The organism is Fundidesulfovibrio butyratiphilus, from assembly GCF_054657235.1.
Window position 1 is genome coordinate 74961 of record NZ_BAAHXA010000001.1, and the last position, 25148, is coordinate 100108.

Consider the following 25148-nt stretch of genomic DNA (forward strand, 5'->3'; position numbering starts at 1 on the left):
ATGCCTGTCATCGGAATCATCGGCGGCAGCGGCCTGGACAATCCCGACATCCTCGACTCCCCCGCGGACATCGAGATCGACACCCCCTACGGCAAACCCAACTCCACCCTGCGCAAGGGTCTGGTCAAAGGGCGCGAGGTGGTCATCCTGGCGCGTCACGGACGCAGCCACACCATGCCTCCCACCTGGGTCAACTACCGGGCCAACATCTGGTCCCTCAAGGAGATCGGCTGCACCCACATTCTGGCCACCACGGCCGTGGGGTCGCTTCGGGCCGAGATCAAGCGCGGCGACCTGGTGGTGCTCGACCAGTTCATAGACTTCACCAGGCTGCGCCCCATGACCTTCTACGAGCGCTTCGAGCCCCACGTCCCCATGCACACCCCCATGGCCGACCCCTTCGACGAAACCCTGCGCATGGAACTCATCGCGGCCTGCAGCCACTTCGGCTACGACCACCACCAGACCGGCACCGTGATCACCATCGAGGGGCCGCGTTTCTCCACCAGGGCGGAATCGAACATGTTCCGTCTCTGGGGGGCCGACGTCATCAACATGAGCCTGGCCACCGAGACCATCCTGGCCAGCGAGGCCGGCATTCCGTACGCGGCCGTGGCCATGTCCACGGACTATGACTGCTGGAAAACCGACGAGCCCCCGGTCACCTGGGACGACATTCTCACCATTTTCAAGCAGAACGCCGAGAAAGTGACCAACGTGCTCACCCGGGTCATCGCCACCATACCGGAATGAACCCACGGGCCGCCTGCCTGTTGCTGCACGGTTTCGGGGGCGGCCCTTTCGAAATGACTCCCCTGGCCAGGGCTCTGGCCGGGGCGGGGAACCCCGTGCTGACCCCGACCCTGCCCGGCCACGACGAAAGCATCGAGGCCTTTGCCCGCACCCGGTGGAGCGACTGGCTTCAGGCCGCGCGGACCCATTACGAGCGGCTTGCGGCCGAATACGGCCGGGTGGTGCTGGTGGGACAGTCCATGGGCGGCAGCTTGGCCCTGCGTCTGGCCCAGACGTACGAACCGGTCGGGGTGGTGCTTTTGTCCACGCCGGTGTTTCTCTACCGTTTTCACCCCTGGGCCATGCGCAGTCCGCTCATGCCTTTCCTGGGACTCTTGCGAAAGCTGCGCCCCCTCTGGAAGACCGGACCGGGAAATCCCCGATCGCGCGAAATCGCTCCCTGGCGTGGCTACGAAGGCGCCGTCCCGCTCGAAAGCCTGCATAGCTTCAACGTCGGCCTGCGCCAGGTGCGCCGGGATCTGCCCAAGGTGCACGCTCCGCTGCTGGTCGTCCATGCCAAGGGGGATCGCAACGTTTCCGTGGCCAACGCCTGGGAAATCGTCCGACGCTCCCGTTCCGTCCTGGGCCGGATGGAGCTTATGGAACTGCGCGAACGCGTGACCAGCCACCACCTGCTTTCCACCCATGTGGAGGCGCGGGAAATCGTGTCCCGCTTCTGTCTGGAGTTCTGCCGTGAGGCGGAGACAGCGGCGGGGAACGACGGCGTGTCGCGGGATTTCGCATAGGAAACCGTCTCGCCGCATTTGCGCGGACGTCTTGGGAAGGTTCGGGATACCGGCGTGTAAGGCGCGTCGACGTTGGTCTCGGTCGGCTAGCAGCCCGCCCAAATAGTCGATTCGTGCAGCCTGTTCAAAAAACGTGCTGGCAAGGCGCGAGAAAAAGTCAAGCCCGAAGCGTAGTTGGCATCCGTTGAGGGTTTGCGTTTCTTGCAGCAACGCAGCCGGCAAGGATTTTCAACAGGCTGCTAGGACAGATCCTGTTCGCGCGCCATGGCTTCGCGCAACGACCGGGCCTTGGCGGCGTATCGAGTGGTGTAAAACACGCCGGCCACCAGGCAGCAGACTTCAAGCAGTTCGAAGACCCCTCCGCTGACATGCGGCAGGACGAGTTTCAACACGTTCAAGGTCGTATTGGCCCCGAACACTACCGCCCACACGCCGGTGGTCACCTGGCAGCTGTGTCTGAACTCCGGCGTATCCCAGAATCGGGGCGCCACGTGCTGCTTGGCGTAATCCCCCGTAAACGGTCGGCCCAGGGCCATGGTGACAAGGGTCATGGCCAGCAGAAATCCGCTCGCCATCACGCCCATGTGGCGGACCACCCACATGTTTTCCAGCCAGACAACGGCAACCAGATTCAGGGAAAAAAACACCACGCCGGCCCAGAGAATGCCACCGCGGTGCAGCCCGCTCACTCCCATGACGGCCACCAGCAAGGCGGCGACCACTACCCCGGTTTTGAGCCAGAACAGGCTGTGCCCGGCCGAGATGATCCAGAAGGCGATCCACGGCGCAAAACCTATAAGCAGTTTCACGGCTTCCATGCGGGGCTCCTTGCTTATGCGAGTGCGTGTCCGGAATGCTCCTGGCATCGGGCGAAAGAACCTAGCATGCCCGGGGGGGGCAGACAACGGGGGACACGAATGTTGCCTGTGGTTCGGTAAGTGTTCTTGACGTGCGCCCGTCTATTGCCACGGAGAGAAAAACATTACGGCCGGAGAACGGTATGCGTCTCCGGCCGTAGTGCGGTAAAGATAAAAATGGCCTGTACGGTATTGTCTTCTTGAGCGCGCCAGGATTTCAAGGGGAATCTCGAAACGCGCGCCAATCGGAAGCGGCCTTCGATACGAGCGCTTCGTTTGTCGTCGTTTTTTCTACGCTTTGGTCTGCTTGCGTTTGTCGTCCAGGTACAGCTTGTAGTTCACCGAATCTTCAAGCGCCTGCCAACTGGCCTCGATGACGTTGTCCGACACGCCGATGGTGGTCCACACGTCGAGCGTGTCTCCCGAGGTGATGAGCACCCGCACGTGGGAAGCCGTACCCGTGCCTTCCTTGTTGGTGGCCGAGAGCACCCGCACTTTGAAGTCGAGCAGACGCATTTCGGCTATGCGCGGATAGAACCGGGTCAGGGCCTTGCGCAGGGCCGTGTCCAGGGCGTTGATCGGGCCGCGGCCGGAACTGGCCGTGTGCGCGTCCGCCCCGCCCACCTTCACCAACACTGTGGCCTCGGCCAGGGGCTCTTCACAGCCGCTTTGCTTCCAGTCCAACACCCGGTAGGTGACCAGACTGAAGTAGCGCCGCGACAGGCCGAGCACCCGGCGCATGAGCAGCTCGAACGAGGCCTCGGCCGCCGAATATTCGTAGCCTCGGGCTTCCTTCTCTTTGACTTCCTGCAGGATCTCCATGACCTGGGGCGAGCCTTTCTCCAGCTCCAGTCCGTATTCCCCGGCCTTGAAGAGCACGTTGGACTGTCCCGCCATGTCCGAAAGCACGATGGCTCGGGTGTTGCCCACAGCCTCGGGCGATATGTGCTCGTAGAGCATGGAGTTGCGCGCCACGGCCGAAACGTGGACCCCGCCCTTGTGGGCGAAGGCCGCCTCGCCCACGTAGGGCTGGCGGGCGAAGGGCACCTTGTTCGACACCTCGTCGATGAAGTGCGAGCCCCCCGCGAGCAGGGGGAGGTTGCCGTCGGGCAGGGAGGCGAGGCCCAGCTTCAATTCTATGGTGGGGATGATGGAGCACAAATTGGCGTTGCCGCACCGCTCGCCGTATCCGTTCATGCACCCCTGCACTTGAATGGCTCCGCACTGCACGGCGGTCACGGAGTTGGCCACGGCCATGTCCGCGTCGTTGTGGGCGTGTATGCCGAAACTGGCCTGGGGCAGGTGGGCCTTGGCGGTTTCGAAGATCACGCGCAGGTCGCTGGGCAGGGTGCCGCCGTTGGTGTCGCACAACACCAGCACTTCGGCCCCGGCCTCGTGGGCCGCCTTGAGGCAGGCCAGGGCGTAGTCGGGGTTGGCCTTGAAGCCGTCGAAGAAGTGCTCGGCGTCGAAAAACAGCTCCCGGCAGTGGGGGCGCAGATAGTTGAGCGACGCGGAGATGAGCTCCAGATTGCGTTCGATGCTGACGCGCAAGGCCTCGATGGCGTGGCGGTCCCAGGTTTTGCCGAAAATGGTCAGCACCGGGGCCTTGGATTCCACCAGCGCCTTGAGGTTGGGGTCGTTCTCGGCCAGCAGGGACGCGTTGTGGGTGGAGCCGAACGCGGCCACCTGGGCGTTCTTGAGCTGATAGGAGGTCACGTCCGCAAAAAAGGCCTTGTCCGTGGGGTTGGAGCCCGGCCACCCGCCCTCGATGTAGGCCACGCCCAGTTCATCAAGTTTGAGCGCGATGCGCAGTTTGTCCTCGGCGGTGAAGTTGATGTCCACCGCCTGGGCTCCGTCGCGCAAGGTGGTATCGTATATCGCTATGCGATTCATGGCTGGCATGCCTGTTTCTCCGATGGTTTGTCGAGTCCGAAAGCGGTATGCAGGGCGCGTATGGCCAACTCGATGTACTTCTCGTCGATCAGGCAGGTAATTTTAATTTCGGAGGTGGAAATCAGCTTGATGTTGATGTTTTCCTCGCAGAGCACGGAAAACATGGTCGAAGCCACGCCCGAGTGGTTGCGCATGCCCACGCCCACCACGGAAACCTTGGCCACGTTGGTGTCGTATTGCACGCTTTCGGCGCCGATCTCGTCGCAGACCGGATGCAGGATGGCAAGCGCCTGTTCCAGGTCGGAACGCGACACGGTGAAGGTCATGTCGGTGAAGCCTTCCTGGCTGGTGTTCTGGACGATCATGTCCACGAGAATGCGCCGGGCCGCGAGGGAGCCGAAGATGGAGGCGGCCACGCCGGGCTTGTCCTTGACCTTGGAGACGGTCACCCGGCACTGATCCTTGTCGTAGGCGATTCCCGAAACCATGAGATCTTCCATCATATAGGCATCCTCCTGCGTGACCAGCGTGCCGGGGTCGTCGGTGAACGTGGAGCGCACGCGCACCGGTACGTTGAATTTCTTGGCGAACTCCACCGAACGGATTTGCAGCACCTTGGCCCCGGAACTGGCCAGTTCGATCATCTCGTCATAGGAGATGATCGAAAGCTTTCGGGCCTTGGAGCAGATGTTGGGATCGGTGGTGAACACGCCGTCCACGTCGGTGAATATTTCGCACACGTCGGCCTGGAGGGCCGCGGCCAGGGCCACGCCCGTGGTGTCCGAGCCGCCCCGGCCCAGCGTGGTCAGGCGTCCTTCGCAGGTCACCCCCTGGAAGCCGGCCACTACCAGCACGTCGTATTCTTCAAGCAACGCTTTCAGTTTGTCGGAGGCGATATCGTCGATTCGCGCTTTCATGAACGACCCGTCGGTCCGAATGGGAATCTGCCATCCCTGAAGCGACCGGGCCTTGATGCCCTGGGCGTTGGCCAGCAGGGAAAAAAGCGCCACGGAAATGTTTTCGCCGTTGACCACCAGGGCGTCCATCTCGGCGGGGTCCGGGGTGGTGGAAAATTCCTTGGCCAGGGCCAGGAGTTTGTTGGTCTCGCCCGACATGGCCGAGAGCACCACCACCATCTTGTAGCCATCGTTCAGGCCGGAGCGTACGCGTTCGAGCACGCGCTTCATGCGGTCCAGCCCGGCCACGGAGGTTCCTCCGTACTTCTGCACCATGATCTTCATGGAAGTTCGCTTTGCTTGAAGGTTCTCAGGGTCGACGCAAGCCACGTACGGGCCTGGTCGCCGAAGGCGCGCAGGGTGACGCGCCTTCCGGCAGGGGCCAAATTCCAAAAAATTTCCAATCGCTCGGCAGGCTTGAGGGCTTGGGGAAGCCGTTCGGCCCATTCCACGACAGCCAACTGGGGCGTCGCGGCCCCGGGCCGGTCGAAGACGTCTTCAAGGCAGGCGTCGAAACAGCCTTCCTCGAGCCTGTAGAGATCCACATGGGCCACGATGGGATGCGTGGGATAGACGTTGACCAGATTGAAGCTCGGACTGGCGACCTGGGCGTTTTCCGCTCCGGGAAGCGCCCCGGCCAAGCCGCGCGTCAGGCAGGTCTTGCCCGACCCCATTTCGCCCGTGAGCAGCGCGCAGGGGCTCGTCCATCGCGGCGGAAGGGCCAGGGCCAGGGCCCGCCCCAGGGCCAGCGTGGCGGACTCGTCCGCGAGATACAGGTCCGCCTCGTCATCCATGGGCTACTTGGGCTGGCCGGCCACCGTGCGCAAGACGTCTTCCAGGCCGATGACTCCCACCAGCTTGTCGTCCTTGACCACGGGAAGGGTGTGAAAGCCGCGTTCCACCATGAGGGTGGCCACGTCTTCCAGGGTGTCGTCGGGACCGACCGTGACCGGTTTTTCGCTCATGGCGTGGTCCACGGTGATGGCCGCAATCTTGCCCATTTCCTTGTCCAGGTCGCCCATGGAGGAAAACGGCAGAATGCCGTCGAGCAGGGTGAACACCGAAGGGAGCGACAGGCGTTTTTGCTGGGCCACCAGGTCGGACTGGCAGAGGATGCCCACCACCTTGCCGGAGGCGTCCACCACCGGGCAGCCGTTGATGCGTTTTTCCAGCAGCAGCTTGGCCGCCTGGGAAATTTGCGTTTCGGGGGTCAGGGTGATGACCTCGGTGGTCATGATGTCTTTAGCTTTGAGCATGGTGAAGCCACTCCGTTGCGGCGCGGGGCAGAAGTCCCGCGATTTCCGAGGCCAAGTTGCCCCGATGGGGGAAGTCGACCGACGCCAGGCGTCCGGCAAGTCCGTGCCAATACACTCCCAGGCAGGCGGCAGGCAAGGGGGAAATCCCCTGCCCGAGCAGGGCCGCGATCACTCCGGACAGCACGTCGCCGGACCCGCCCACGGCAAGGTTCGGTTCCGCGAAGGGAGACACCATGGCCGCCATGGGGCCCGGACCGTCGGCGCACAGCACCGTGCCCGGCCCCTTGAGAAGCGCCGTGGCCTTGGCCCGCCTGGCCAGGGCGCGCGCCGCTTCGAACCGGTCGGCCTCCACGTCTTGGATCGTGGTTCCCAGAAGTCTGGCCATCTCCCCGGGATGGGGCGTGAGCACCGTCCCGTTGCCACCCAGCCGAGCGGCCGGGTCGGGCTGGTCGGCCAGCCAGTTGAGCGCGTCGGCGTCCCACACGGCCGGCGGCAGGGACACGGACGGGGCGGTCAGGGCGTCCAGAAAAGCGCGCGCGCCCGCAGAGCGGCCAATGCCCGGTCCCACCGCCAGGGCGTCAACGGTTTCCAGTCGCTCGGCCACCTGGGCGGCCAGGTCCGCGCTCCAGTCTTCCCCGTGGCCAAGGGGCAGGGTCATCACGTCGGGGAGTCCCGCCTTGAGCGTGGGTTCGATTCCCTTGGGGCAGGCCACCGTGACCAGGCCGGCTCCGGCCCGCAGCGCGGCCAGGGCGCAGAGCGCGGGCGCTCCGGTCAGCCCGGGGGACCCGCCCAGAATGAGTATCCGTCCGGCGCTCCCCTTGTGCATGTCCGCGCGCGGGGCGGCCAGCAGGCCGCGCAACGCCTCGGTGAGCAGGTAGTGGGTGGGCGGGTTGTCCTCGCGCACCAGGCGCGGGATGCCGATGGGGCGCACCAGCAGCCGGCCCACGTACGCCTTGGCCCGGGGCAGGGCCAGACCGAGTTTGGCCGCCTCGAAGGTCACGGTGGCCCTGGCCCTGACCGTGGCCTTGGCCGGGCGTCCGGTCAGGCCGGACAGTCCAGAGGGGATGTCCAGGGAAAAGACGAAGGCGTGTTCGCCCAGGGCGTTCACGGCCTCGATCCAGGCGGCGAATTGGGGCCTGGGCTCGCCGGAAAGGCCTGTGCCCAGGAGGCCGTCCACCACCAGATCGGGCGCAAGGCCGGGGGAGAGTCCGCGCGTCAGGTCGAATTCTTCCAGATTGGCCACGGGCACGCCCACCTTCCGGGCCAGGCGAAGATGAAATCCCGAAGCGCCCTGGTAGGCCTCGGCTGGCCTGGCCAACAGCAGAAGCACCGACGCGCCGGCGTCGTGCAGGTGCCGGGCCAGGGCCACGGCGTCGCCGCCGTTGTTTCCCGGTCCGGCCAACAGCAGGGCCCGGCGTCCCCGGACGTCGCCGAAGACCTCCGCGAGGGCGTGCAGGGCCTCGCGGCTGGCGTTTTCCATGAGTATTTCGGTGGAAAGGCCGTAGCATTCCCCGGACTGGGCGTCCCAGACGTTCATTTCGGCCGGGGTGGGCAGGGGAGCGAGCAGGGGCGGGCGCATCATGGGGCCTCCAGAACCACCACGGCCGCGGCGGTGTCGCGACTGTGGGTGATGGTCAGATGGATACGGACCACGCGCAACGCCCTGGCCCGCTCCAGGGCTTGGCCGTGCAATAGGAGTTGGGGCTGGCCGAGGGCGTTCTTGACGATTTCCAGGTTCTTGAAGGTCACGCCCTGGGCCAGGCCCGTGCCCAGGGCCTTGGATGCGGCCTCCTTGGCCGCGAAGCGTGCGGCCAGGTAGGACGCGGCCCGAGCGGGGGGCATGGCGGAGAGTTCGCGTTCGGTGAGAATGCGTCCGGCGAAGCGTCGACCGTGGCGGGCGAGCATGGCGTCCACCCGGTTGATCTCCGCGAGATCGAGTCCCAGGCCCACGATCATGGCTAGTCCGCGAAACCGCCCACAATGCGGGCCATTTCGGCCACGGCCTCGCGCATGCCCACCATGATGGCCCGGCTCATGATGCTGTGGCCTATGGAATATTCGCTCACGCCCGGCGTTTTGGCGAAGGCCCAGACGTTTTCGTAGTTGAGTCCGTGGCCCAGGTTGACCTTGAGTCCCAGGTCCTGTCCCTGGCTGATGGCCTGGGTGACGCGGGCGAACTCCTGCTGTCGCTTGGCCGGGGTGGGGGCGTCGGAGTAGGCGCCGGTATGGATTTCGATGTAGTCGGTTCCGATGGCGGCGGCGGCTTCCACCTGGGCCGGATCGGGGTCGATGAACAGGCTGATGGCGATGCCGGCTTCCCGCAGGGGGGCGATATAGTCGGACAGTTCGGTCTCGCGGCCCTGGCAGGCCAGTCCGCCTTCGGTGGTGAGCTCCTGGCGTTTTTCCGGCACCAGACAGACGAGGTCGGGGGCTATGCCCCTGGCAAGACGTCCCATTTCGGACGTGGCGGCCATTTCCAGATGCAGCCTGGTCTTGACCAATTGGCGCAGAAGCGCCACGTCACGGTCTTGAATGTGCCTGCGGTCCTCGCGCAGATGGACGATAATGGCCCTGGCTCCGGCCATTTCCGCCAGGTGGGCCGCAGTGACGGGATCGGGCTCGCTGCCTTGGCGCGCTTGGCGCAAGGTGGCCACGTGATCGACGTTGACGGCGAGTGCGGGCATGGGAATACGCTCCTGATATTTCGTTGCAAATACATACCATACCCCCAGCGCGGCCATATCTCAAGAGGTGTTGACAAAGGTTGGCCGCCCTCGTATCGAAAGCTGCCCTATCATCATAGGGCCATTACACCTCATGAGGAGATGCGCGGGAATGAACCTGTGTATAGTTGGAACCGGATACGTCGGCCTCGTCAGCGCGGCGTGCTTCGCTGAAATGGGCAACGAGGTCTGCTGCGTCGATATCAACCCCAAAGTGGTCGAAAACCTTCGCCAGGGGAAGATCCATATCTACGAACCCGGCCTGGCCGAACTGGTCAAGCGCAATACCGAGCAGGGCCGCCTCACCTTCACCACTTCCATTGCCGAGGGCATGACCAACGCGCTGTTCGTGTTCGTGTGCGTGGGCACTCCCTCCCGGGCGGACGGCTCCTGCGACCTGTCCTACGTGCATCAGGTCGCCAGGGACGTGGGCCAGAACATGACCGATTACAAGATCGTGGTGGACAAATCCACCGTGCCCGTGGGCACGGCCGATTCCGTGCGCGCCATCATCGCCGAGGAGCTGACCAAGCGCGGCGAGTCCATTGAATACGACGTGGTGTCCAATCCCGAGTTTCTCAAGGAAGGCGACGCCATCAACGACTTCATGAAGCCCGACCGCGTGGTTGTGGGCACCGAGAACGTGCGTACCGCCGAACTGCTCAAGGCTCTGTACGCGCCCTTCGCCAGAAGCCGCGAAAAGCTCATCGTCATGAGCGTGCGTTCGGCCGAGATGACCAAGTACGCCGCCAACTGCATGCTGGCCACCAAGATTTCGTTCATCAACGAGGTGGCCAACATCTGCGAACGCGTGGGCGCGGACGTGCGCGACGTGCGCATGGGCATCGGCTCGGATCACCGCATCGGCTACCAGTTCATCTACCCCGGCGTGGGCTACGGCGGATCCTGCTTCCCCAAGGACGTCAAGGCCCTCATCGACACCTCCCGCCAGCACAAGTACGAGCCCCAACTGCTGGCCTCGGTGGACGAGGTGAACAACCGCCAGAAGCGCGTGCTTTCCCAGCGCGTTGTGGACTACTTCGAGCCCCAGGGCGGCGTGAAGGGCAAGACCCTGGCCCTGTGGGGCCTGGCCTTCAAGGCCAATACCGACGACGTGCGCGAATGCGCCGCCTTCGAGATCATTCGCGACCTGGTGGCCCGGGGCATGAAGGTGCGCGCCTTCGACCCCGAAGCCGGTCCCAACGCCCGCGAGACCTTCAAGGACGAACCCCTGGTCGAGATCGTGGACGAACAATACGCCGTGCTTGACGGCGCCTCCGCTCTGGCCGTGGTCACGGAGTGGAACCAGTTCCGCAACCCGGACTTCACCCGCATCAAGAAGACCCTGACCGCTCCGCTGATCTTCGACGGGCGCAACCTCTATTCCCCGGCGCTTCTGGCCGACCTGGGCTTCGCCTATTTCAGCATCGGCCGCCCCGATCCCAAAAAGGTGTAAGCGGAAAGCCAAGACGCTTCACGGGCCCGGAAGACGCGTTCTTTCGGCCCGGAAAAAAGTGAAGGGCCGCCCGGCAGGTCATCCTGACCGGGCGGCCCTTCACCGTTTCCAAAGGGGGGGGCGGTTCAGCCCCACCGTTCCTTGTGAATGCGTTCGGGCTTGAACCGGTTGACTCGGCCCGCTTCCTGGTCGGGCCAGCCCAGGCAGACGAAGGCGAAGGGCATGATCGACTCGGGAATGCCCAGCAGTTGGCGGTACTTGGCCATGCGGTCCTGTTTGGGATATACCGCGCACCACACGGCTCCCAGTCCCAGGGCGCGACAGGCCAGCAGGATGCTCAGGGTGGCGTTGGAGCAGTCCAGGGGCCAGAAGTCCACGTCCTTGCACAGGGCCGGCTCCGCCGCCACCAGGATGCCGGCTCCGGCCCCGGCGGCCATGCCCACGTAGGGCACGGAGGCGGAAATTTCCTGGAGTTTGGCCCGGTCCTTGACCACCACAAAGTGCCACGGCTGCTCGTTGATGGCCGAGGGAGCGGTCATGGCCGCTTGCAGCACCTCGGCAAGCAGTTCGTCCGGGACGGGTTTGTTCAGGTATTTGCGGATCGAACGCCGGGTGAAAATGCATTCCATGGCGTCCATGCCTTTGGGTTGTTCGGCCGCGGCCAAGCCGCCTGGAACGGCGGCCAGGGCCGGACCCACGCACAGAAGGCGCATAAGGGTTCGGCGAAGGCTGTTCATGGCGTTTCTCCGGTTGGGGGAGGGGGGGGCGTTTTGGCCCAATGGGCGGACCTCTCTTTTGATTGCCTGCACCCGGAGCGAAAATACGTCAAGCGATGAAATCCCGTCCGCCCGTTTCGCTTGTCTTGTCGCCGTTTCCGCGTGCTTTCGGCACATGGCCGGGGAAGAATGCCGACAAGGAAAAGTGGACGACAAAGACCTCTTTGGGATAGGAAACGAACGCGAAAAGATGTCGGACGAACGCAAGGCGCTTCAAAAGGGAAAGGCCATGAATAAGGACAAACGTATCCGCAGCCGGGTGGACGCTACGATTGACGCGGTGATCGTGTCGGGCGGGCGAACCGCAAGCCTCGAAACCAGGAATGTGAGCCTCAAGGGCATGCTGTGCGACCATGCGCCGGGCCTGGGCGGCTCGGGAGCGTGCGTGGTGCGCATCACCTTGTCGCCGACGGTGGGCTTCGAAATAGAAGCCCGCATCATCCGTAACGACCCTTCGGGACTGGCGCTCGATTTCACGGGCATGGACGAAGAGGCGTTCGGCCATCTGCGTCGGTTGGTGCGCCTGCACGCCAGCGATGCGGACGCCATCGATAGGGAAATGGCCGTTCCGGCCTTTGTCAAGCGTAGCTGAAGGGGACGCGCCCGGCGAGCGCCGTGTCCACGAAGGAGTTCTTCCCGTGCTTCGCGGGAGGGTGCTTCCAGTTCTTGTTCGTTTTCCTGGAGAACGCGGGTCCCTTTTCCATTGTGCGACCCTAGTGGGTGCTCTGCGCGCCGTCCCCGGAGTTTTTGATGGTCTGCTGGGGATGGATGTGCAGTTTCATTTCTTGTTCTCCCAGTCCTTCCAGGTCGTAGGTGCCGCAGAGTCCGAGTCCCAGCCCGAGTTCATCGGCCCGTTCGAAGAGGGTCAGAGCGGCCAGGGCGGCCTTGTCCGGTGGGCAATCGCGATTGAAGCAGACGAGAATTTCCGTTTCGTCCTTGGATTCCATGAACAAAAACAGATTGTTCTCCACGAAATAGATGCCTTCGTGCACGTGGACCAGCTTGAGCCCGAGCGGAGCCAAAAGGGCTTGCAAGACTGCCGGAGTGCTTAAATAGTCTGTGGTCATAGGAGTGCTTGCGGCGCGGGGCCGACGCTTGTTTTGTCACGTTGACTGGTGAGGAATTGGCGTAAGAGGCTCCAAACCACGCTTTGCCGCCCGGGTCAACCCCGAGCGCCCGGGGCTGGGAGAGTGGAAAACCGGAAAAAGGGTGGTTTGCCGCCTGCGATGTGCGCAATCTTCCCCTGAACGATCGCCTTGGACGGCCGGCGCGGGTCTTCGGAAAGCGGAAAGCCGACGGATTCGTACCCCGCTTCGGGGTTGACGGTCTTTCGCGCCTTGCCGGCGCGTTTTTTCAGCAGGCGGCGGGAATCGACCGTCCCGGGGGCCAGCGTGCGTCGCGCCCCGGAAAACCACGCGCGGATTTTGCCAAAACGTCTTCCTTGGACGCCGCGCTAGGCCGCGTTGCCGCTGGAAGAGCTGGTCGACGCCGTGGCCTGAACTCCGGTTCCGGTCGAGGACGCCAATCCGTTTGCGCTGGCGGCGGCCATGGATTGGAAGGCCACCTGCATGGCGCTCAGCATCGCATTCTGGACAAGGGCCCCCATGGACTGGCCGATCTGTTCGAGGAGGCGGTCCAGTTCGGCCTGGGCGGCGGTCGTCGCGGCGCTTGTCGTGGCGGTCTGGGCGGCAGCCTGTTCGGTGGTTTGGGCGGTCGAAGCCTGGGATGTCGCGGTCTGGCTGGTCGACGCCGTTTGCGCGTCGCCCTGGTCGGCGATTTCTTGGTCCGCGGCATCGGTTTCCGTCCGGGATTGCGCGGCGCTGCCCTCGGCCGTCGCGGTTTGCGCGCTTGCGGTTTGCGCGGGGGGGGCGGTCTGTTCCGCGCTTGCGGACGCCTGGGCGGAAGCGGTTTGAGTTTGCGTCTGGTCGGACTGGTCGTCGGCGGAATCCGACGCGTCCGAGCCTTCGGCGGATGCGCTGGAGCTGGCTGTCGTGCTCGCGTTGGAAAGCAGCGTGTCGGTCAGCGAAGAACTCGCGCTGGAGGCGGAACTCGCGTTCGAGGCCGCTTCTTCCGAAAGCGAGGACGTGGAGCCGGAAGTGGTGCTCGCGTTGGACGCGGTACCGGACGTGGAAGTGGACTGCGTGTCCGAGGTGGACGTGGCGCTTGTGGTTGTTGCCGTCTTGGTGGTGGTCTTCTTGGTGGTCGTTGCGGTCTTGGTCGTGGCCTTCTTGGCGGTCGTGGTGGTGGCCGTGGTGGAATCGGTCTGGGATTCGGCGGTGTCTGCGGACTGCTGGCCGAATCCCCAGGCGTTGAGCTGCTGGTTCATCAGGGTTTGCACCACGATCACCCCGCCCATGTCGTGCTCCATCATGACCGTGCTGGCCAGGACGTTCAGGTTCTGCAAGGCCAAAGCCTGCTGGAACTTGGTGGTATCGTCCGACGTGGGTTGGTTGGACTGGTTCATCAGGTCCACTCGCCCGGTCAGGGAGACGGCCATGGCCAACTGGGACTCGAAAAGGGCGTTGATCTCGGAAGACCCGACCCCGGTCAGGTTGGACTGAACGGCCGTTGTCGCCGTGGTGTCTTGCACGCCTTGAACGCTCATGGGGGCCTCTGTGCATGGACGGCTGCTGATGTGACGCGGCAGAAATTGCCGGTCGCTTTCGCTCGGTGATGACAAAGCAAGAGCCGTTCCCGAGCCGGGCCGCTCGGGCGCGGGGCGTTTGTTTCCGTGCGACGGAGGCTTTCCCCTGACCCGCGCGGAGGCCGGGTAAGGCGACGCGGCGCCTGGCCGCCGGCGGCCAGGCCGTGCTCCCCGACACGGGGTTTCGTTTGATCCGTCACGAAAATTTCATCAACGGTAGCCGTGGGTTGGGCATTTCCTTTTCCGCCGGGACCGCCCTGAAACTTCGCTTGACATCATACCTGGATTGGATAAGGGACGGTGCTTTACGCACAAATAGTTAGTGGGCTAGTAGTTAGTGGAATATACACGGGGCCATACCCCTGAAAGGAAAAGGTGAGCTGATGAGGCGTTCAACATCGATCGGGGCGCTCGTGCTCCTGGCCGCAATGGGAATGCTGGTCGCCACGGGATGCCGCGACGGTTCCTCCCAACCGCCGGCCGGCGGGATGCCCGCCATGGAAGTGGTGACCAGAACCGTGAAAGTGGAAAACATTCCCCTGACCATCGAATTCATGGCCCAGGTGACGGGATCGCGGGATGTGGAGGTGCGCGCCAGAGTGGGCGGCATCCTGTTGAAACGCGACTACACCGAGGGCGGATTCGTGCGCAAGGGCGACGTGATGTTCGAGATCGACCCCGAACCGTACCGGGCGGCGCTGGCCCAGTCCCAGGGCGAACTCGGCCAGGCTCAGGCCCGTCTCGAAAAGGCCAAGCGCGACATGGACCGCTACGCCAAGCTCATCAAGGACGGCGTCATCAGCCAGAAGGACATGGACGACGCCCAGACCGAGTACCGCACGTCCCAGGCCAATCTCCAGGCCGCGCAGGCCAAGGTGCGCCAGGACCGCATCAACCTCGACTACACCAAGGTCGTGGCGCCCATCAGCGGCATGACCAGCAAAGAGACCCGGTCCGAGGGCAGCCTCATCACCACCTCGGCCGAAGGCAGCCTCTTGACCACCATTTCGCGCACCGATCCGGCCTATGTGAACTTTTCCATTCCCGGCTCGGAGTTCCTGAGCTATCGCACCCAGTTCGCCGACGGCCGGATGCGCTACGTTTCGGGCGATTCCTTTTCCGTCCGCCTCACGCTTCCCGACGGTTCGGCCTATCCGCTCGAAGGGCATATCAATTTTACCGACACCCAGGTGGACGCCACCACCGGCGTGGTCAAGTCCCGCGCCGAGATTCCCAACCCCAACGGAACGCTCCTGCCGGGCCAGTTCGTGCGCGCGCAACTCCTGGGCTCGGAGCTGATGGGGGCCATCGCCATCCCCCAGGCGGCCATTTTGCAGACCCAGCAGGGCACCATCGTGTGGGTGGTGGGCCAGGACGACACGGTGCAGATGCGCCCCGTGGAACTGGGTCGCTCTCTGGGCAATTTCCGCCAGGTGGACAAGGGGCTGGAAGCCGGGGAACGCGTCATCGTGGAAGGCGTCATCAAGGTGCGCCCGGGCATGAAGGTCCGGGTGCGCGACGCGGGCGCTCCCCAGAACCAGCCCGCCAAACCCCAGGGCGCCGCCGGGTAGGGGGCTCGCCATGAAAGGCAACTTCTTTTTGCAACGTCCGATCTTTTCGGCCGTCATATCCATCGTTATCGTCATCGCGGGCCTGGTGGCCATGAAGACCTTGCCCGTGGCCCAGTATCCCAACATCTTGCCCCCCGAGGTGCAGGTTTCCACCAGCTACCCCGGCGCGAGCCCGGAAGTGATCGCCCAGACCGTGGCCGCTCCGCTGGAGCAGCAGATCAACGGCGTGGACAACATGCTCTATCTGCGCTCCACCAGCGCCGGGGACGGCTCCATGAGCATGTCGGTGGTCTTCGCCGTGGGCACCAATCCCGATCAGGCCACCATCAACGTCAACAACCGCGTGCAGACCGCGCTCAACTCCCTGCCCGAGGAAGTGCGTCGTCAGGGCGTGAACGTGGTCAAGAAGTCCTCCAACTTCCTGTTGCTCGTCTGCCTGCGTTCCGAATCCGGCCGATATTCTCCGGTGTTCATGAGCAACTACGCCCTGGTGAACATCCTGGACGAACTCAAGCGCCTGCCTGGCGTGGGCGACGCCATGGTGTTCGGGGCCAAGGACTACTCCATGCGCGTCTGGCTGCGTCCGGACAAGATGGCCCAGCTCAAACTCACCCCCGGCGACGTGGCCGCGGCCATCAAGGAGCAGAACGCCCAGTTCGCCGCCGGACGCATCGGTCAGGAGCCCACCAAACAGTACATCGAATTCAACTACATGATCACCACGCAGGGCCGCCTGCAGACCGTGGAGGAATTCGAAAACATCATTTTGCGCTCCGAGCCGGACGGATCGTCGTTGCGCCTCAAGGATATCGCCTCCGTGGAGCTCGGGGCCAAGGACTACAGCCTCATCGGCAAGCAGAACGGCAAGACCGCCGAGTTCATGGGCGTGTTCATGGCTCCGGGCGCCAACGCCCTGGAAACCGTGGACCGCGTGCGCGCCAAGGTGGCCGAGTTGGCCAAGTCCTTTCCCGAGGGGCTCGAATACGTCATCCCCTACGATACGACCACCTTCGTGCGCATCTCCATCGAAGAGGTGGTGAAGACGTTGGGCGAGGCCATGCTGCTTGTGTTTCTGGTGGTCTACCTCTTTTTGCAGAGTTTCCGGGCCACGCTCATTCCCTGCCTGGCCGTGCCGGTCTCCATCATCGGCACGTTCGCGGGAATGTACCTCATGGGATTTTCCATCAACACCCTGACGCTGTTCGGCATGGTTCTGGCCATCGGCATCGTGGTGGACGACGCCATCGTGGTGCTCGAAAACGTGGAGCGCAACATGCGCTCCGGTCTGCAACCGATGGACGCCACGGCCCGGGCCATGTCCGAAGTGGTGGGGCCCATCATCGCCATCGTGCTGGTGCTTTGCGCGGTGTTCGTTCCCGTGGCCTTCATGGGCGGTCTGACGGGCGAAATGTACAAGCAGTTCGCCATCACCATCGCCGTGTCGGTGACCATTTCGGGCATCGTGGCCCTCACCCTGACCCCGGCCCTGTGCGCCCTGCTTCTGCGTCCCACGCACAGCGATCCCGCCGGGTTTTTCCGGGTGTTCAACGCCTGGTTCGAGCGTATGACCGAGCGCTACACGGACGGGGTGCGGTTCCTCATTCGCCGGGTGGCCTTGGCCCTTGTCCTGTTCGCGTGCCTTGGCCTGGGGACCTTCTGGCTCTTTACCCACACGCCCCACGGCATGCTGCCCGACGAGGACCAGGGATTCATCATCGCGGCCAAGATTCTGCCCGACGGCACGGCGCTTCGCCGCACGGCGGAATTTTCCGACGCGTTGGACAAGATGGTCCTGCCCAACCCCATTGTGAAGGAAATGGCTTCCCTGACCGGCTACGACGCCTTGAGCGGCGCGTTGCGCTCGAACTACAGCACCTCGTTCATCACGCTCAAGCCTTGGGATGAACGCACCAAGCCGGGACAGAGTTCCTTCGACATGGTCAAGCAGGTCTTCGGCATGGGCATGGGCATGCCCAAGGGGCTGGTGCTGGCCTTCAACCCGCCTCCCATCACCGGCATGAGCACCACGGGCGGCTTCGAAGGCTATCTGCAAAACAGGGGCGACAAGACCAGCAAGGAACTGGCGGCCATGATGGGACAACTCATCGCGGCGGCCAAGAAACGACCGGAAATCGGCCAGATCGCCACCACCTTCGGCGCGAACACGCCGCAAATCGACGTCAAGCTCGACCGGGAGCGGGCCAAGGCCTTGGGCGTGAGCATCTCGGGCGTGTTCGACGTGATGCAGTCCACCTTCGGGGCGTATTACGTCAACGACTTCAACAAGTTCGGCCGGACGTTTCGGGTCATGCTCCAGTCGGATCCGGACTTCCGCTCCAAGCCGGAATCCCTTAAGGAAGTCTTTGTGCGCAACTCGAAGGGGGAAATGATTCCCCTGACCGCACTGGTGGACGTCGTGTATTCGAGCGGACCGGAAGTTGTGGAGCGATTCAACGTCTTTCCCGCCGCCAAGGTGATGGGGGCCCCCGCGCCGGGCTACAGCTCGGGCCAGGCCCTTACCGCCATGGAGGAAGTGGCCCGGCAGGTGCTGCCGCCGGAATACTCCCTGGCCTGGAGCGGTCCCTCCTACCAGGAGAAGATTTCCGGGAGTTCGACGACTTCGGTGTTTTTGTTGGGCATCCTCATGGTGTTTCTCATCCTGGCCGCCCAGTACGAACGTTGGAGCCTGCCGCTGGCGGTCATCCTGGCCGTGCCCTTCGCCATGTTCGGGGCCATCCTGGCCACATGGCTGCGCGGGCAGAGCAACGACATCTACTTTCAGGTGGCGCTCGTCACCCTCATCGGTTTGGCGGCCAAGAACGCCATTCTCATCGTGGAGTTCGCCGTCTTGCGCATGAAGGAAGGCCATCCCGTGGACCAGGCCGCCGCGGAAGCCGCCGCCTTGCGCTTTCGTCCCATCATCATGACCTCGCTCGCCTTCGTGCTGGGCTGCGTGCCCCTGGCCCTGAGTTCGGGCGCGGGCGCGGCCAGCCGGCACGCCATCGGTACCGGCGTCATCGGCGGCATGCTCGGGGCCACGTTCATCGCGCCGTTCTTCATCCCGGTGTTCTTCAAGCTCATCATGAACGCTTCGGCCTGGATCACCGGCAAGAAAAAGACGGGGACCAAATCGTGAGCGTCAAATTGCCGGTATGCTATGTCAAGGAGGATGTCCGGGTGCGCTTCGGCGTCCTGCTGCACGAGGTGTCCAAGGCCTGGCGGGCCTCCATCGACGAGAAGATGCGTCCGCTGGGGCTCTCCGGAGCGCAACTCACGGTGATCTGTTCCCTGGCCATCAACGACCGGCCCCTGACACAACGCGAACTGGCCGAGGCCATGAACGTGGAAAGCCCCTCCCTGGTCCGCCTGCTCGATCGCCTGGAAACCAAGGGTTGGGTCAAGCGTGAACAGTCCACCAAGGATCGGCGCATGAAGTTCGTTCTGCTCACGGCCAAGGGGCTGCACTACTTCGACGAACTGGTGCGGGTGGCCCAGCGGCTGGAGATAGAACTGACGGCCGGGGTCGACAGCGAGCGGTTGCAGTCCGCCATCGCGGTGTTGGAACTCATTTACGGCCGTCTTTGCGGAAATAGTCCCTGCGAATAGCGCGGCGCGCGATCATCGGCTCGGACAGGCAGTCCGGGCCGTCGCCGAAAGCCCCCGAAGAGTCCGTCTCCGGGGGCTTTTTTTCGGTGCGCCCGGCCGGTTCGACGCGGTGTCGCCGGTCTTTTTTCTCCCGCATCGCGTCGGACCGGGGGGGGCCGGCATGCCCTGCGGCGACAAATCCATGGCCGAGGGCGGAAGTCTCCTTGTCGCTTGCCTGAAAACGGTCGAACCATTACAGCCGTAAGACGCCGCGAAAGAAAGGCCGCGCCCGGGTTTCAAGCAGATGTGAACAACTTGTCACACAATCGTGGGACAACGGGAGGCAAAGTCGTCGAAAGTGCGCCGGACAAATGCGGGCGTTCGCCCTCACGTCGCCCGCGCGACCAAGGAGAAGGCATGAAGACAATCGCCGTGGTCGGCACACCCAAAGGCTGGTCCACAGAAAGGCTGCTCGACGCGGTGGAGCGCAAAACCGGGTCGCGTCTGCTCATCGACATGGCCAACGTCCGGCTCGACCTGGATACGGGCAAGGTTTTCCACAAGGACCTGGAACTCACCGCCCTGGACGCGATCATCGTCAAGAAGATCGCCCCCACCTATTCGCCGGACGCCCTGGACCGACTGGAGATCCTGCGCTTTGTCCACGCGACCGGAGTTCCCGTTTTTTCAAATCCCGACAGCATGCTGCGCTTGATCGACCGGTTGAGCTGCACCACGGCCCTGCGCCTGGGCGCCATCCCCATGCCGGCCACGGTCGTCACCGAGGACGTCGAGGAAGCCATGTCCGCGGTGGAGCGTTTCGGCAAGGTCGTGTTCAAGCCCCTCTACAGCACCAAGGCCCGGGGCATGACCGTGATGGCCCCCGGTCCCGAACTGCGGGAGGAAATCGAAGACTTCAAGAACGCCGGAAACAAGGTCATGTACATTCAGCAGATGGTCAGCCACGCCGGCGGGCACCTGGACCTTGGCGTGACTTTTCTCGCAGGGGAGTACCTGGCCACCTACGCCCGCAAGGGCAGCGGCGACTCCTGGGACACCACCACCCGCACCGGAGGCAAGTACGTGGCCCACACGCCCTCCAAGGAGATCCTGGACTTGGCCCACAGGGCCCAGAGCCTGTTCCCGGAAATGGCCTTCACCTGCGTGGACGTGGTGGAGACTCCCGACGGGGCCCAGGTGTTCGAGGTCTCGGCTTTCGGCGGGTTTCGCGGTCTGCTCGATTCGGTAAACATTGACGCGGCCGAACGCTACGCCGCCCACGTTCTGGAGAAGATTCAATGACCCAAGGCGTGACCTGCCAGAGCATCGCTTCAACGGTTCTGCAAGACAACGTCCCCGTTCATACCCTGAAGCTGGCCTTCGGCAAGGATCGCATCGACGTGCGTTCCAATTCGGCCGAACTCGTGGCCAAACTCGCCAACTACTATCGGGATTTCCTGGGCGGGGAGGGGCAGGCCATCATAGCGGTCACGGCCATCGAGGCCGACACTCCCGGGCTGCCGGTCGCGCTGGCGATAAAGCGGCCCGAGCCGGGAAAGACCCGGATCAAGGAAGAATTCGCCGATCTGCCGGACGGACGCGTGGTGCGCAAGGTGCTCACCGGCATGGTCTTTCTTTTCGGGGGACCGGACAACCTGGCCGTGGGTCCCTGCCTGGCCAACGACAACCAGGTGGTCAATTTCATCAACAATCGCTACATCGAACACGTCATCAAGGCTGGGGCCCTGCTGTTCCACGCCGCCGGAGTGGCGGTAAAGGGCCGGGGATTGACCATCGCGGGGTTCGCCGGAGCGGGCAAGTCCACCCTGTCGCTTGAGATCATGCGCCTCGGCCCGGATTTCGTGAGCAACGACCGGATGATGGTCAGTCGGGAAAACAACCGCCTGGTCATGAGGGGCATCCCCAAGATGCCGCGCATCAATCCCGGCACGGTGCTCCACAACGAGAGCCTGGGTCCGGTCATGAACGCCGAGGAACGCGAACGTTTCTCCAAGCTGCCCCCGGCCGAACTCTGGGACCTGGAGCACAAGTACGACGCCTTTATCGACGAGTGCTTCGGGCCGGGCAAGTTCAAGCTCAAGGCCGACATGGCCGGCCTGGCCATCCTGCACTGGCGGCGCGACGACTCGCCCTTGCACGTGGAGCGGGTGGACCTGCGCGCCCGGCGCGACCTCGCCCAGGCCTTCATGAAGGACGTGGGCCTGTTCTTCGAGATGGACGACCCGGCCGCGCGGCTCGACTTTTCCCAGGACGCCTACCTCGATTTGCTGGGCGACTGTCCGGTCTTCGAATTCACCGGCGGAGTGCACTTCGCCGAGGCGGCCCGGTTCTGCATGGATTTCCTGGAAGCCCGAGGCGAAGCGGAACGTTCCTGACCTTGGCGCGCGATTGGGAGCGGCCCGTCCGGATGTTTTTCGGGCGGGCCGCCTGCGTTGGGCGCGCGCCCTGGGACGCCCAGCGGTACGGGTCCGTAACGCACCGGGGTCGCGCAGTTTTCACCGGATCGTCACACAAGCTTTTCGCGTCTGGGCCATAGTGCCGGTCCAAAGTGGCGCGCCGTCTCGAACCCTGGAAGCGTAGGATGGCGGGGCGCGCGTCATCCAAACCGGACAAGGCGGATCGCAAGCACCATGATCACCATCCACGGTCCCGACGGGACCATTCGCCCCCTGGACCAAGGCGATTGCAGCCGTTGCTGGATCGACCTCACCGAGCCCGAAACCGGAGAGATCCGCCGCGTGACCGAACTGGCCAGGCTCGACGAAACCTTCATCGAGCACGCCCTGGACCTGCACGAGCGACCGCGCATCGAGATCGGCGAAGAAGCCACGCTCATGGTCATTCGGGCCCCCATCCTGGAAAACCGGCAACAGGAGCCGCGCCATTCCACGGTGCCCGTGGGCATCCTGCTCGGACCCGACGCCATCGTCACCGTGTGCGGAAGCACGGACGCGGCCTTGTCGCGCATTCTGGACCTGAACAAGAAACGACAGCAGGGCTTTCGGGCCGAGGCCTGCGTCTGCCACATCATCCGCGAGGTGGCGCTATTGTTCATGAAGTACTTGAAGGAAATTTCCCTGAAGATCCAGGAGGTGGAGCGCGGGCTGGCGCAGTCGCTTTCCAACGACGACCTGAAGGTGCTGCTCAATCTGCAAAAGTCGGTGACCTACTTTCACGCGGCGCTCAAGACCAACGACTTCATCATCGACCGCATCATTCGCAAGGGGCTGTGCCGGGCCAACGGGGAACGGCTCTCGTTCACCGAGGACGATGTGGACGAACTGGAAATCGCCCTCATCGACACCAGGCAGGGCATCTACATGTCCAAGATATTCACCGAGGTCCTCAACTCCATATCGAGCGTGTATTCGTCCATTATTTCCAATAACCTGAACAAGGTCATGAAGTTCCTCACGTCCCTGTCCGTCATCATCATGATTCCCACCCTCATCACCAGCATGTACGGCATGAACGTGGAATTGCCGCTTCAGCGCGAAAACATGGCCTTTCTGCTGGTCATGCTCGGCGCGATGGCGCTGACGCTGGTCATCGTCTTCGTGCTCAGGATCAGCAAGGTGCTGTGATCCGCCGGGCGGCGTTTCGGCGTCGCCGCGTCGCAACATGCCCGTCAGGCGCCGTCACGGGCTCGACTTCGACGCTTTCGGACCGGGCGCGCCGCGATGCTTTTTGTCACAAAAGGCTTTCCTTCCCGCGTTTCTTTTCTTTATCATCGCCCGCAATCCGTTGCCCAAGGGGAGAGCGCCATGTTCCAAAGAAATGACGACAACACGTTGTTGGCCAAGGTGAAGTCTGTGCGCGAGACGCGACGCGCGGCCGGGCTCGAGGGATTGACCGGAGACCTGGAGGCCCTTGTCGTGCGCACCCAGCCCGAGGCTTTCGAAGCGGCCGTGGCCGAACTTCTGGGCAATACGGGCCACGGATTGCGCCGCCGGTGCGTGGGTCCGCACGGGGAGCAGGCCGAACTGGCCCTGGACGGCTCGGCCGACATCGTGGTGCGCGCCCACGCTCCCGGTGCGTGGAACAATCCCTTCCGCCAGGCCAACACTGGGGCCAAGAGCGGGGCGAAACCCGACACCCGCCTGGAGACGTTCGTCTTTTCCTGCCGCGACGTGGAAGCCTATTACGACATACAGCGCCGTCGCGGCGTGCCCTTTCTGGGCGGGGTGGAGCGCACCGAGTCCTGCCTGTTCGTGCGCACCGCGCCGTCCCCTTTCACGGGCAACTCCCTGGGCTTCGTGCAATGGCTGGGGGCCAAACGCGACTTCACCCCCGACGGAGCCGGCCAGGTCGAACCGGGCCTGGCCAAGCCCGACCGACCCCATCTGGCCGATATCGGCCGTATCGACCATGTGGCCGCCCGGGTCAGGGCCGAGGAGCGCGACCAGGCCATTCTCGAATTCATGGCCCTGACCGGCTACGATTTTTCCTTTGCCGTCTACGTGGAGTCCCTCAACTCCATAACCAACGTGGCCAGGCTCTCGCCCGAGGCTTACGCCCAGGTGTTCACCTCGGGCATCGCGCCCTTCGATACCCCAGAAACCAGCGGGCCGACCGAACTGTTTATCCACAACTACGGCGCGCGCAGCCATCACGTGGCGTTCGAGACCGCCAACATCGAGCGTACCGTGGAGGCCTTGCGCCGGCACGGCCAGGGGTTTCTTTTGGATTTGGCCGGCTCGCGCGAGGAAGGCCTCAAGCAGGTATTCACCAGGATGAGCCCCAACAGCTGGTTGGTGAACGAATATATTCAGCGCTACGACGGCTTCGACGGGTTTTTCACCAAGTCCAACGTGACGGTGTTGACCGAGGCCACGCGCCGGCAATAGCGGCAAGCCGGGAGCGTGCCGGATCCGGAAAGAACCGCGTTGGACGGGTCGTTTCGCGGTCCGGGCTCTTGACGGGGGCTTTGCCGCCGGACAAGGTACTGTGAGAGGATTCACTTTCCAAGGCATCCCTGGGATGCAAGGAGGCGACTGTGCGAGTTTCGACATTGTTGTGCGCCCTGATTGCGAGCGTTTGGTGCTTGGTGGGTGTGGGATCGGTCCAGGCCCAGGACAAAGCGCCGGAAAAATGCTTTCCCGTGGTCACGGGTCAGAACTGGAAAAATTCCACCCCCGAGGAAAAGCTGGCCTTCATCGCCGGCATGACCACCATCATTGAACTGGAGAAAGAGGTCCAAGGTCCCGATCCGCAGGGAAAGAGTCTCATTCCCGGTTGGGTGAAGGGGCTGAGCAAGTACAAGCTCAAGGACATCGTGGCCGCTCTGGACGACTATTTCGCCAAGAAGCCGGATCAGCTCGACCGGCCCGTGGTGGAAGTGCTCTGGGTCGAGGTGGCCGAGCCGAACATGATCAAGAAATAAGGAGACGTTCATGACCAGAACCATGACCAGCCTTGTCCTGGCTGTGAGCATTGTCTTTATGGCGGCCTGCACCAACATGAACAAGACCCAGCAGGGCGCTTTGAGCGGTGGTCTTCTCGGCGCGGGCGCGGGCGCGGGCATCGCGGCCATCTCCGGCGGCAGCGTGGGCATCGGCGCGGCCCTGGGCGGCGCCCTGGGCGCGGTGGCCGGCGGCCTTTACGGCCATCAGCAGGATGTCAACAGCGGCAAGAAACGAAAATAGCGCCACGGCGTCGCACGATTTCGCGACGCTTGGGCACAAAAAACGGGCGGCTCTCCGGAACCGCCCGTTTTTTGTGTTTTCGGCCTTCGGCCCGAAAGTCCCGGCCGTGGCGGCCTGAAAACGCCCTGCGGACACAGTGCGCGCTGCCCACGGGGTCGTATCGGAATCGCTTAACAGCCCGTTGAAAAATCCTTGCTGGCTGCGTTGCTGCGAAAAACTCAAACCCT

24 protein-coding genes are annotated in these 25148 nt (G+C 63.7%); 13 read left to right on the plus strand and 11 right to left on the minus strand.

From position 1 onward, the window contains the following. The gene (mtnP, locus tag ACYQ01_RS00365; RefSeq protein WP_459931856.1) at positions 1-753 is read left to right on the plus strand and encodes an S-methyl-5'-thioadenosine phosphorylase; all 753 of its coding nucleotides are present in this window, start codon (positions 1-3) and stop codon (positions 751-753) included. Further along, on the plus strand, positions 750-1538 hold the full coding sequence (locus tag ACYQ01_RS00370) for an alpha/beta hydrolase (RefSeq protein WP_459931857.1): 789 nt from the start codon (positions 750-752) through the stop codon (positions 1536-1538). Before mtnP ends, ACYQ01_RS00370 begins: the two co-directional genes overlap by 4 nt. A gap of 239 nt (positions 1539-1777) precedes the next feature. Here ACYQ01_RS00370 and ACYQ01_RS00375 read toward each other — a convergent pair whose 3' ends face one another. The 8 genes from ACYQ01_RS00375 to ACYQ01_RS00410 form a co-directional block, all read right to left on the minus strand. After that, a complete protein-coding gene (locus ACYQ01_RS00375; protein ID WP_459931858.1) occupies positions 1778-2356 on the minus strand; it encodes a hypothetical protein in 579 nt (192 codons plus the stop codon). Between the two features lie 330 nt (positions 2357-2686). After that, positions 2687-4288, minus strand: a complete 1602-nt coding sequence (cimA, locus tag ACYQ01_RS00380) for a citramalate synthase (RefSeq protein WP_459933870.1) — start codon at positions 4286-4288, stop codon at positions 2687-2689. Then, positions 4285-5529, minus strand: coding sequence for an aspartate kinase (locus ACYQ01_RS00385; protein WP_459931859.1), 1245 nt, complete (start codon positions 5527-5529; stop codon positions 4285-4287). Before ACYQ01_RS00385 ends, cimA begins: the two co-directional genes overlap by 4 nt. Beyond that, positions 5526-6038: a tRNA (adenosine(37)-N6)-threonylcarbamoyltransferase complex ATPase subunit type 1 TsaE gene (gene tsaE / locus ACYQ01_RS00390; protein ID WP_459931860.1), complete on the minus strand. Its 513-nt coding sequence runs from the start codon at positions 6036-6038 to the stop codon at positions 5526-5528. The genes ACYQ01_RS00385 and tsaE overlap by 4 nt, the downstream gene beginning before the upstream one ends. Positions 6039-6041: 3 nt before the next feature. Beyond that, the gene (locus ACYQ01_RS00395) at positions 6042-6500 is read right to left on the minus strand and encodes a CBS domain-containing protein (RefSeq protein WP_459931861.1); all 459 of its coding nucleotides are present in this window, start codon (positions 6498-6500) and stop codon (positions 6042-6044) included. Further along, the gene (locus ACYQ01_RS00400; protein ID WP_459931862.1) at positions 6487-8082 is read right to left on the minus strand and encodes an NAD(P)H-hydrate dehydratase; all 1596 of its coding nucleotides are present in this window, start codon (positions 8080-8082) and stop codon (positions 6487-6489) included. The genes ACYQ01_RS00395 and ACYQ01_RS00400 overlap by 14 nt, the downstream gene beginning before the upstream one ends. Continuing rightward, positions 8079-8456 carry a holo-[acyl-carrier-protein] synthase gene (locus tag ACYQ01_RS00405; RefSeq protein ID WP_459931863.1) on the minus strand — a complete coding sequence of 126 codons (378 nt, stop codon included), beginning with the start codon at positions 8454-8456 and terminating at the stop codon, positions 8079-8081. Before ACYQ01_RS00405 ends, ACYQ01_RS00400 begins: the two co-directional genes overlap by 4 nt. 2 nt (positions 8457-8458) lie before the next feature. Continuing rightward, positions 8459-9184, minus strand: coding sequence for a pyridoxine 5'-phosphate synthase (locus ACYQ01_RS00410; RefSeq protein ID WP_459931864.1), 726 nt, complete (start codon positions 9182-9184; stop codon positions 8459-8461). Positions 9185-9335: 151 nt separating this feature from the next. Between ACYQ01_RS00410 and ACYQ01_RS00415 the strand changes: the two genes are divergently transcribed. Beyond that, positions 9336-10679 (plus strand): UDP-glucose dehydrogenase family protein, encoded by a 1344-nt coding sequence (locus ACYQ01_RS00415; RefSeq protein WP_459931865.1) that lies wholly within the window; start codon positions 9336-9338, stop codon positions 10677-10679. A gap of 125 nt (positions 10680-10804) precedes the next feature. On the opposite strand, the gene ACYQ01_RS00420 is transcribed toward ACYQ01_RS00415, so the two are convergent. Beyond that, positions 10805-11416, minus strand: a complete 612-nt coding sequence (locus tag ACYQ01_RS00420) for a nitroreductase family protein (RefSeq protein ID WP_459931866.1) — start codon at positions 11414-11416, stop codon at positions 10805-10807. A gap of 268 nt (positions 11417-11684) precedes the next feature. Between ACYQ01_RS00420 and ACYQ01_RS00425 the strand changes: the two genes are divergently transcribed. Next, positions 11685-12047: a PilZ domain-containing protein gene (locus ACYQ01_RS00425; RefSeq protein ID WP_459931867.1), complete on the plus strand. Its 363-nt coding sequence runs from the start codon at positions 11685-11687 to the stop codon at positions 12045-12047. Between the two features lie 121 nt (positions 12048-12168). Here ACYQ01_RS00425 and ACYQ01_RS00430 read toward each other — a convergent pair whose 3' ends face one another. Both ACYQ01_RS00430 and ACYQ01_RS00435 read right to left on the minus strand, forming a co-directional pair. Then, positions 12169-12522, minus strand: coding sequence for a hypothetical protein (locus ACYQ01_RS00430; RefSeq protein ID WP_459931868.1), 354 nt, complete (start codon positions 12520-12522; stop codon positions 12169-12171). 386 nt (positions 12523-12908) lie between these two features. Then, positions 12909-14060: a hypothetical protein gene (locus tag ACYQ01_RS00435; RefSeq protein WP_459931869.1), complete on the minus strand. Its 1152-nt coding sequence runs from the start codon at positions 14058-14060 to the stop codon at positions 12909-12911. 422 nt (positions 14061-14482) lie between these two features. Between ACYQ01_RS00435 and ACYQ01_RS00440 the strand changes: the two genes are divergently transcribed. From ACYQ01_RS00440 to ACYQ01_RS00480, 9 genes are all read left to right on the plus strand, one after another. Continuing rightward, the gene (locus tag ACYQ01_RS00440) at positions 14483-15670 is read left to right on the plus strand and encodes an efflux RND transporter periplasmic adaptor subunit (protein WP_459931870.1); all 1188 of its coding nucleotides are present in this window, start codon (positions 14483-14485) and stop codon (positions 15668-15670) included. Positions 15671-15680: 10 nt separating this feature from the next. After that, on the plus strand, positions 15681-18806 hold the full coding sequence (locus ACYQ01_RS00445; protein ID WP_459931871.1) for an efflux RND transporter permease subunit: 3126 nt from the start codon (positions 15681-15683) through the stop codon (positions 18804-18806). Then, positions 18803-19276 carry a MarR family winged helix-turn-helix transcriptional regulator gene (locus ACYQ01_RS00450; RefSeq protein WP_459931872.1) on the plus strand — a complete coding sequence of 158 codons (474 nt, stop codon included), beginning with the start codon at positions 18803-18805 and terminating at the stop codon, positions 19274-19276. The genes ACYQ01_RS00445 and ACYQ01_RS00450 overlap by 4 nt, the downstream gene beginning before the upstream one ends. 396 nt (positions 19277-19672) lie before the next feature. Next, a complete protein-coding gene (locus ACYQ01_RS00455) occupies positions 19673-20557 on the plus strand; it encodes a GAK system ATP-grasp enzyme (protein WP_459931873.1) in 885 nt (294 codons plus the stop codon). Further along, the gene (locus tag ACYQ01_RS00460) at positions 20554-21651 is read left to right on the plus strand and encodes an HprK-related kinase B (RefSeq protein WP_459931874.1); all 1098 of its coding nucleotides are present in this window, start codon (positions 20554-20556) and stop codon (positions 21649-21651) included. Before ACYQ01_RS00455 ends, ACYQ01_RS00460 begins: the two co-directional genes overlap by 4 nt. 255 nt (positions 21652-21906) lie before the next feature. Beyond that, positions 21907-22860, plus strand: a complete 954-nt coding sequence (locus tag ACYQ01_RS00465) for a magnesium transporter CorA family protein (RefSeq protein WP_459931875.1) — start codon at positions 21907-21909, stop codon at positions 22858-22860. Between the two features lie 180 nt (positions 22861-23040). Beyond that, on the plus strand, positions 23041-24123 hold the full coding sequence (locus tag ACYQ01_RS00470) for a hypothetical protein (RefSeq protein WP_459931876.1): 1083 nt from the start codon (positions 23041-23043) through the stop codon (positions 24121-24123). 149 nt (positions 24124-24272) lie between these two features. Beyond that, a complete protein-coding gene (locus ACYQ01_RS00475) occupies positions 24273-24659 on the plus strand; it encodes a hypothetical protein (protein ID WP_459931877.1) in 387 nt (128 codons plus the stop codon). A gap of 10 nt (positions 24660-24669) precedes the next feature. Then, complete coding sequence (locus tag ACYQ01_RS00480) at positions 24670-24921, plus strand: YMGG-like glycine zipper-containing protein (protein ID WP_459931878.1); 252 nt, start codon at positions 24670-24672, stop codon at positions 24919-24921. The last annotated feature ends 227 nt before the right edge of the window (positions 24922-25148 follow it).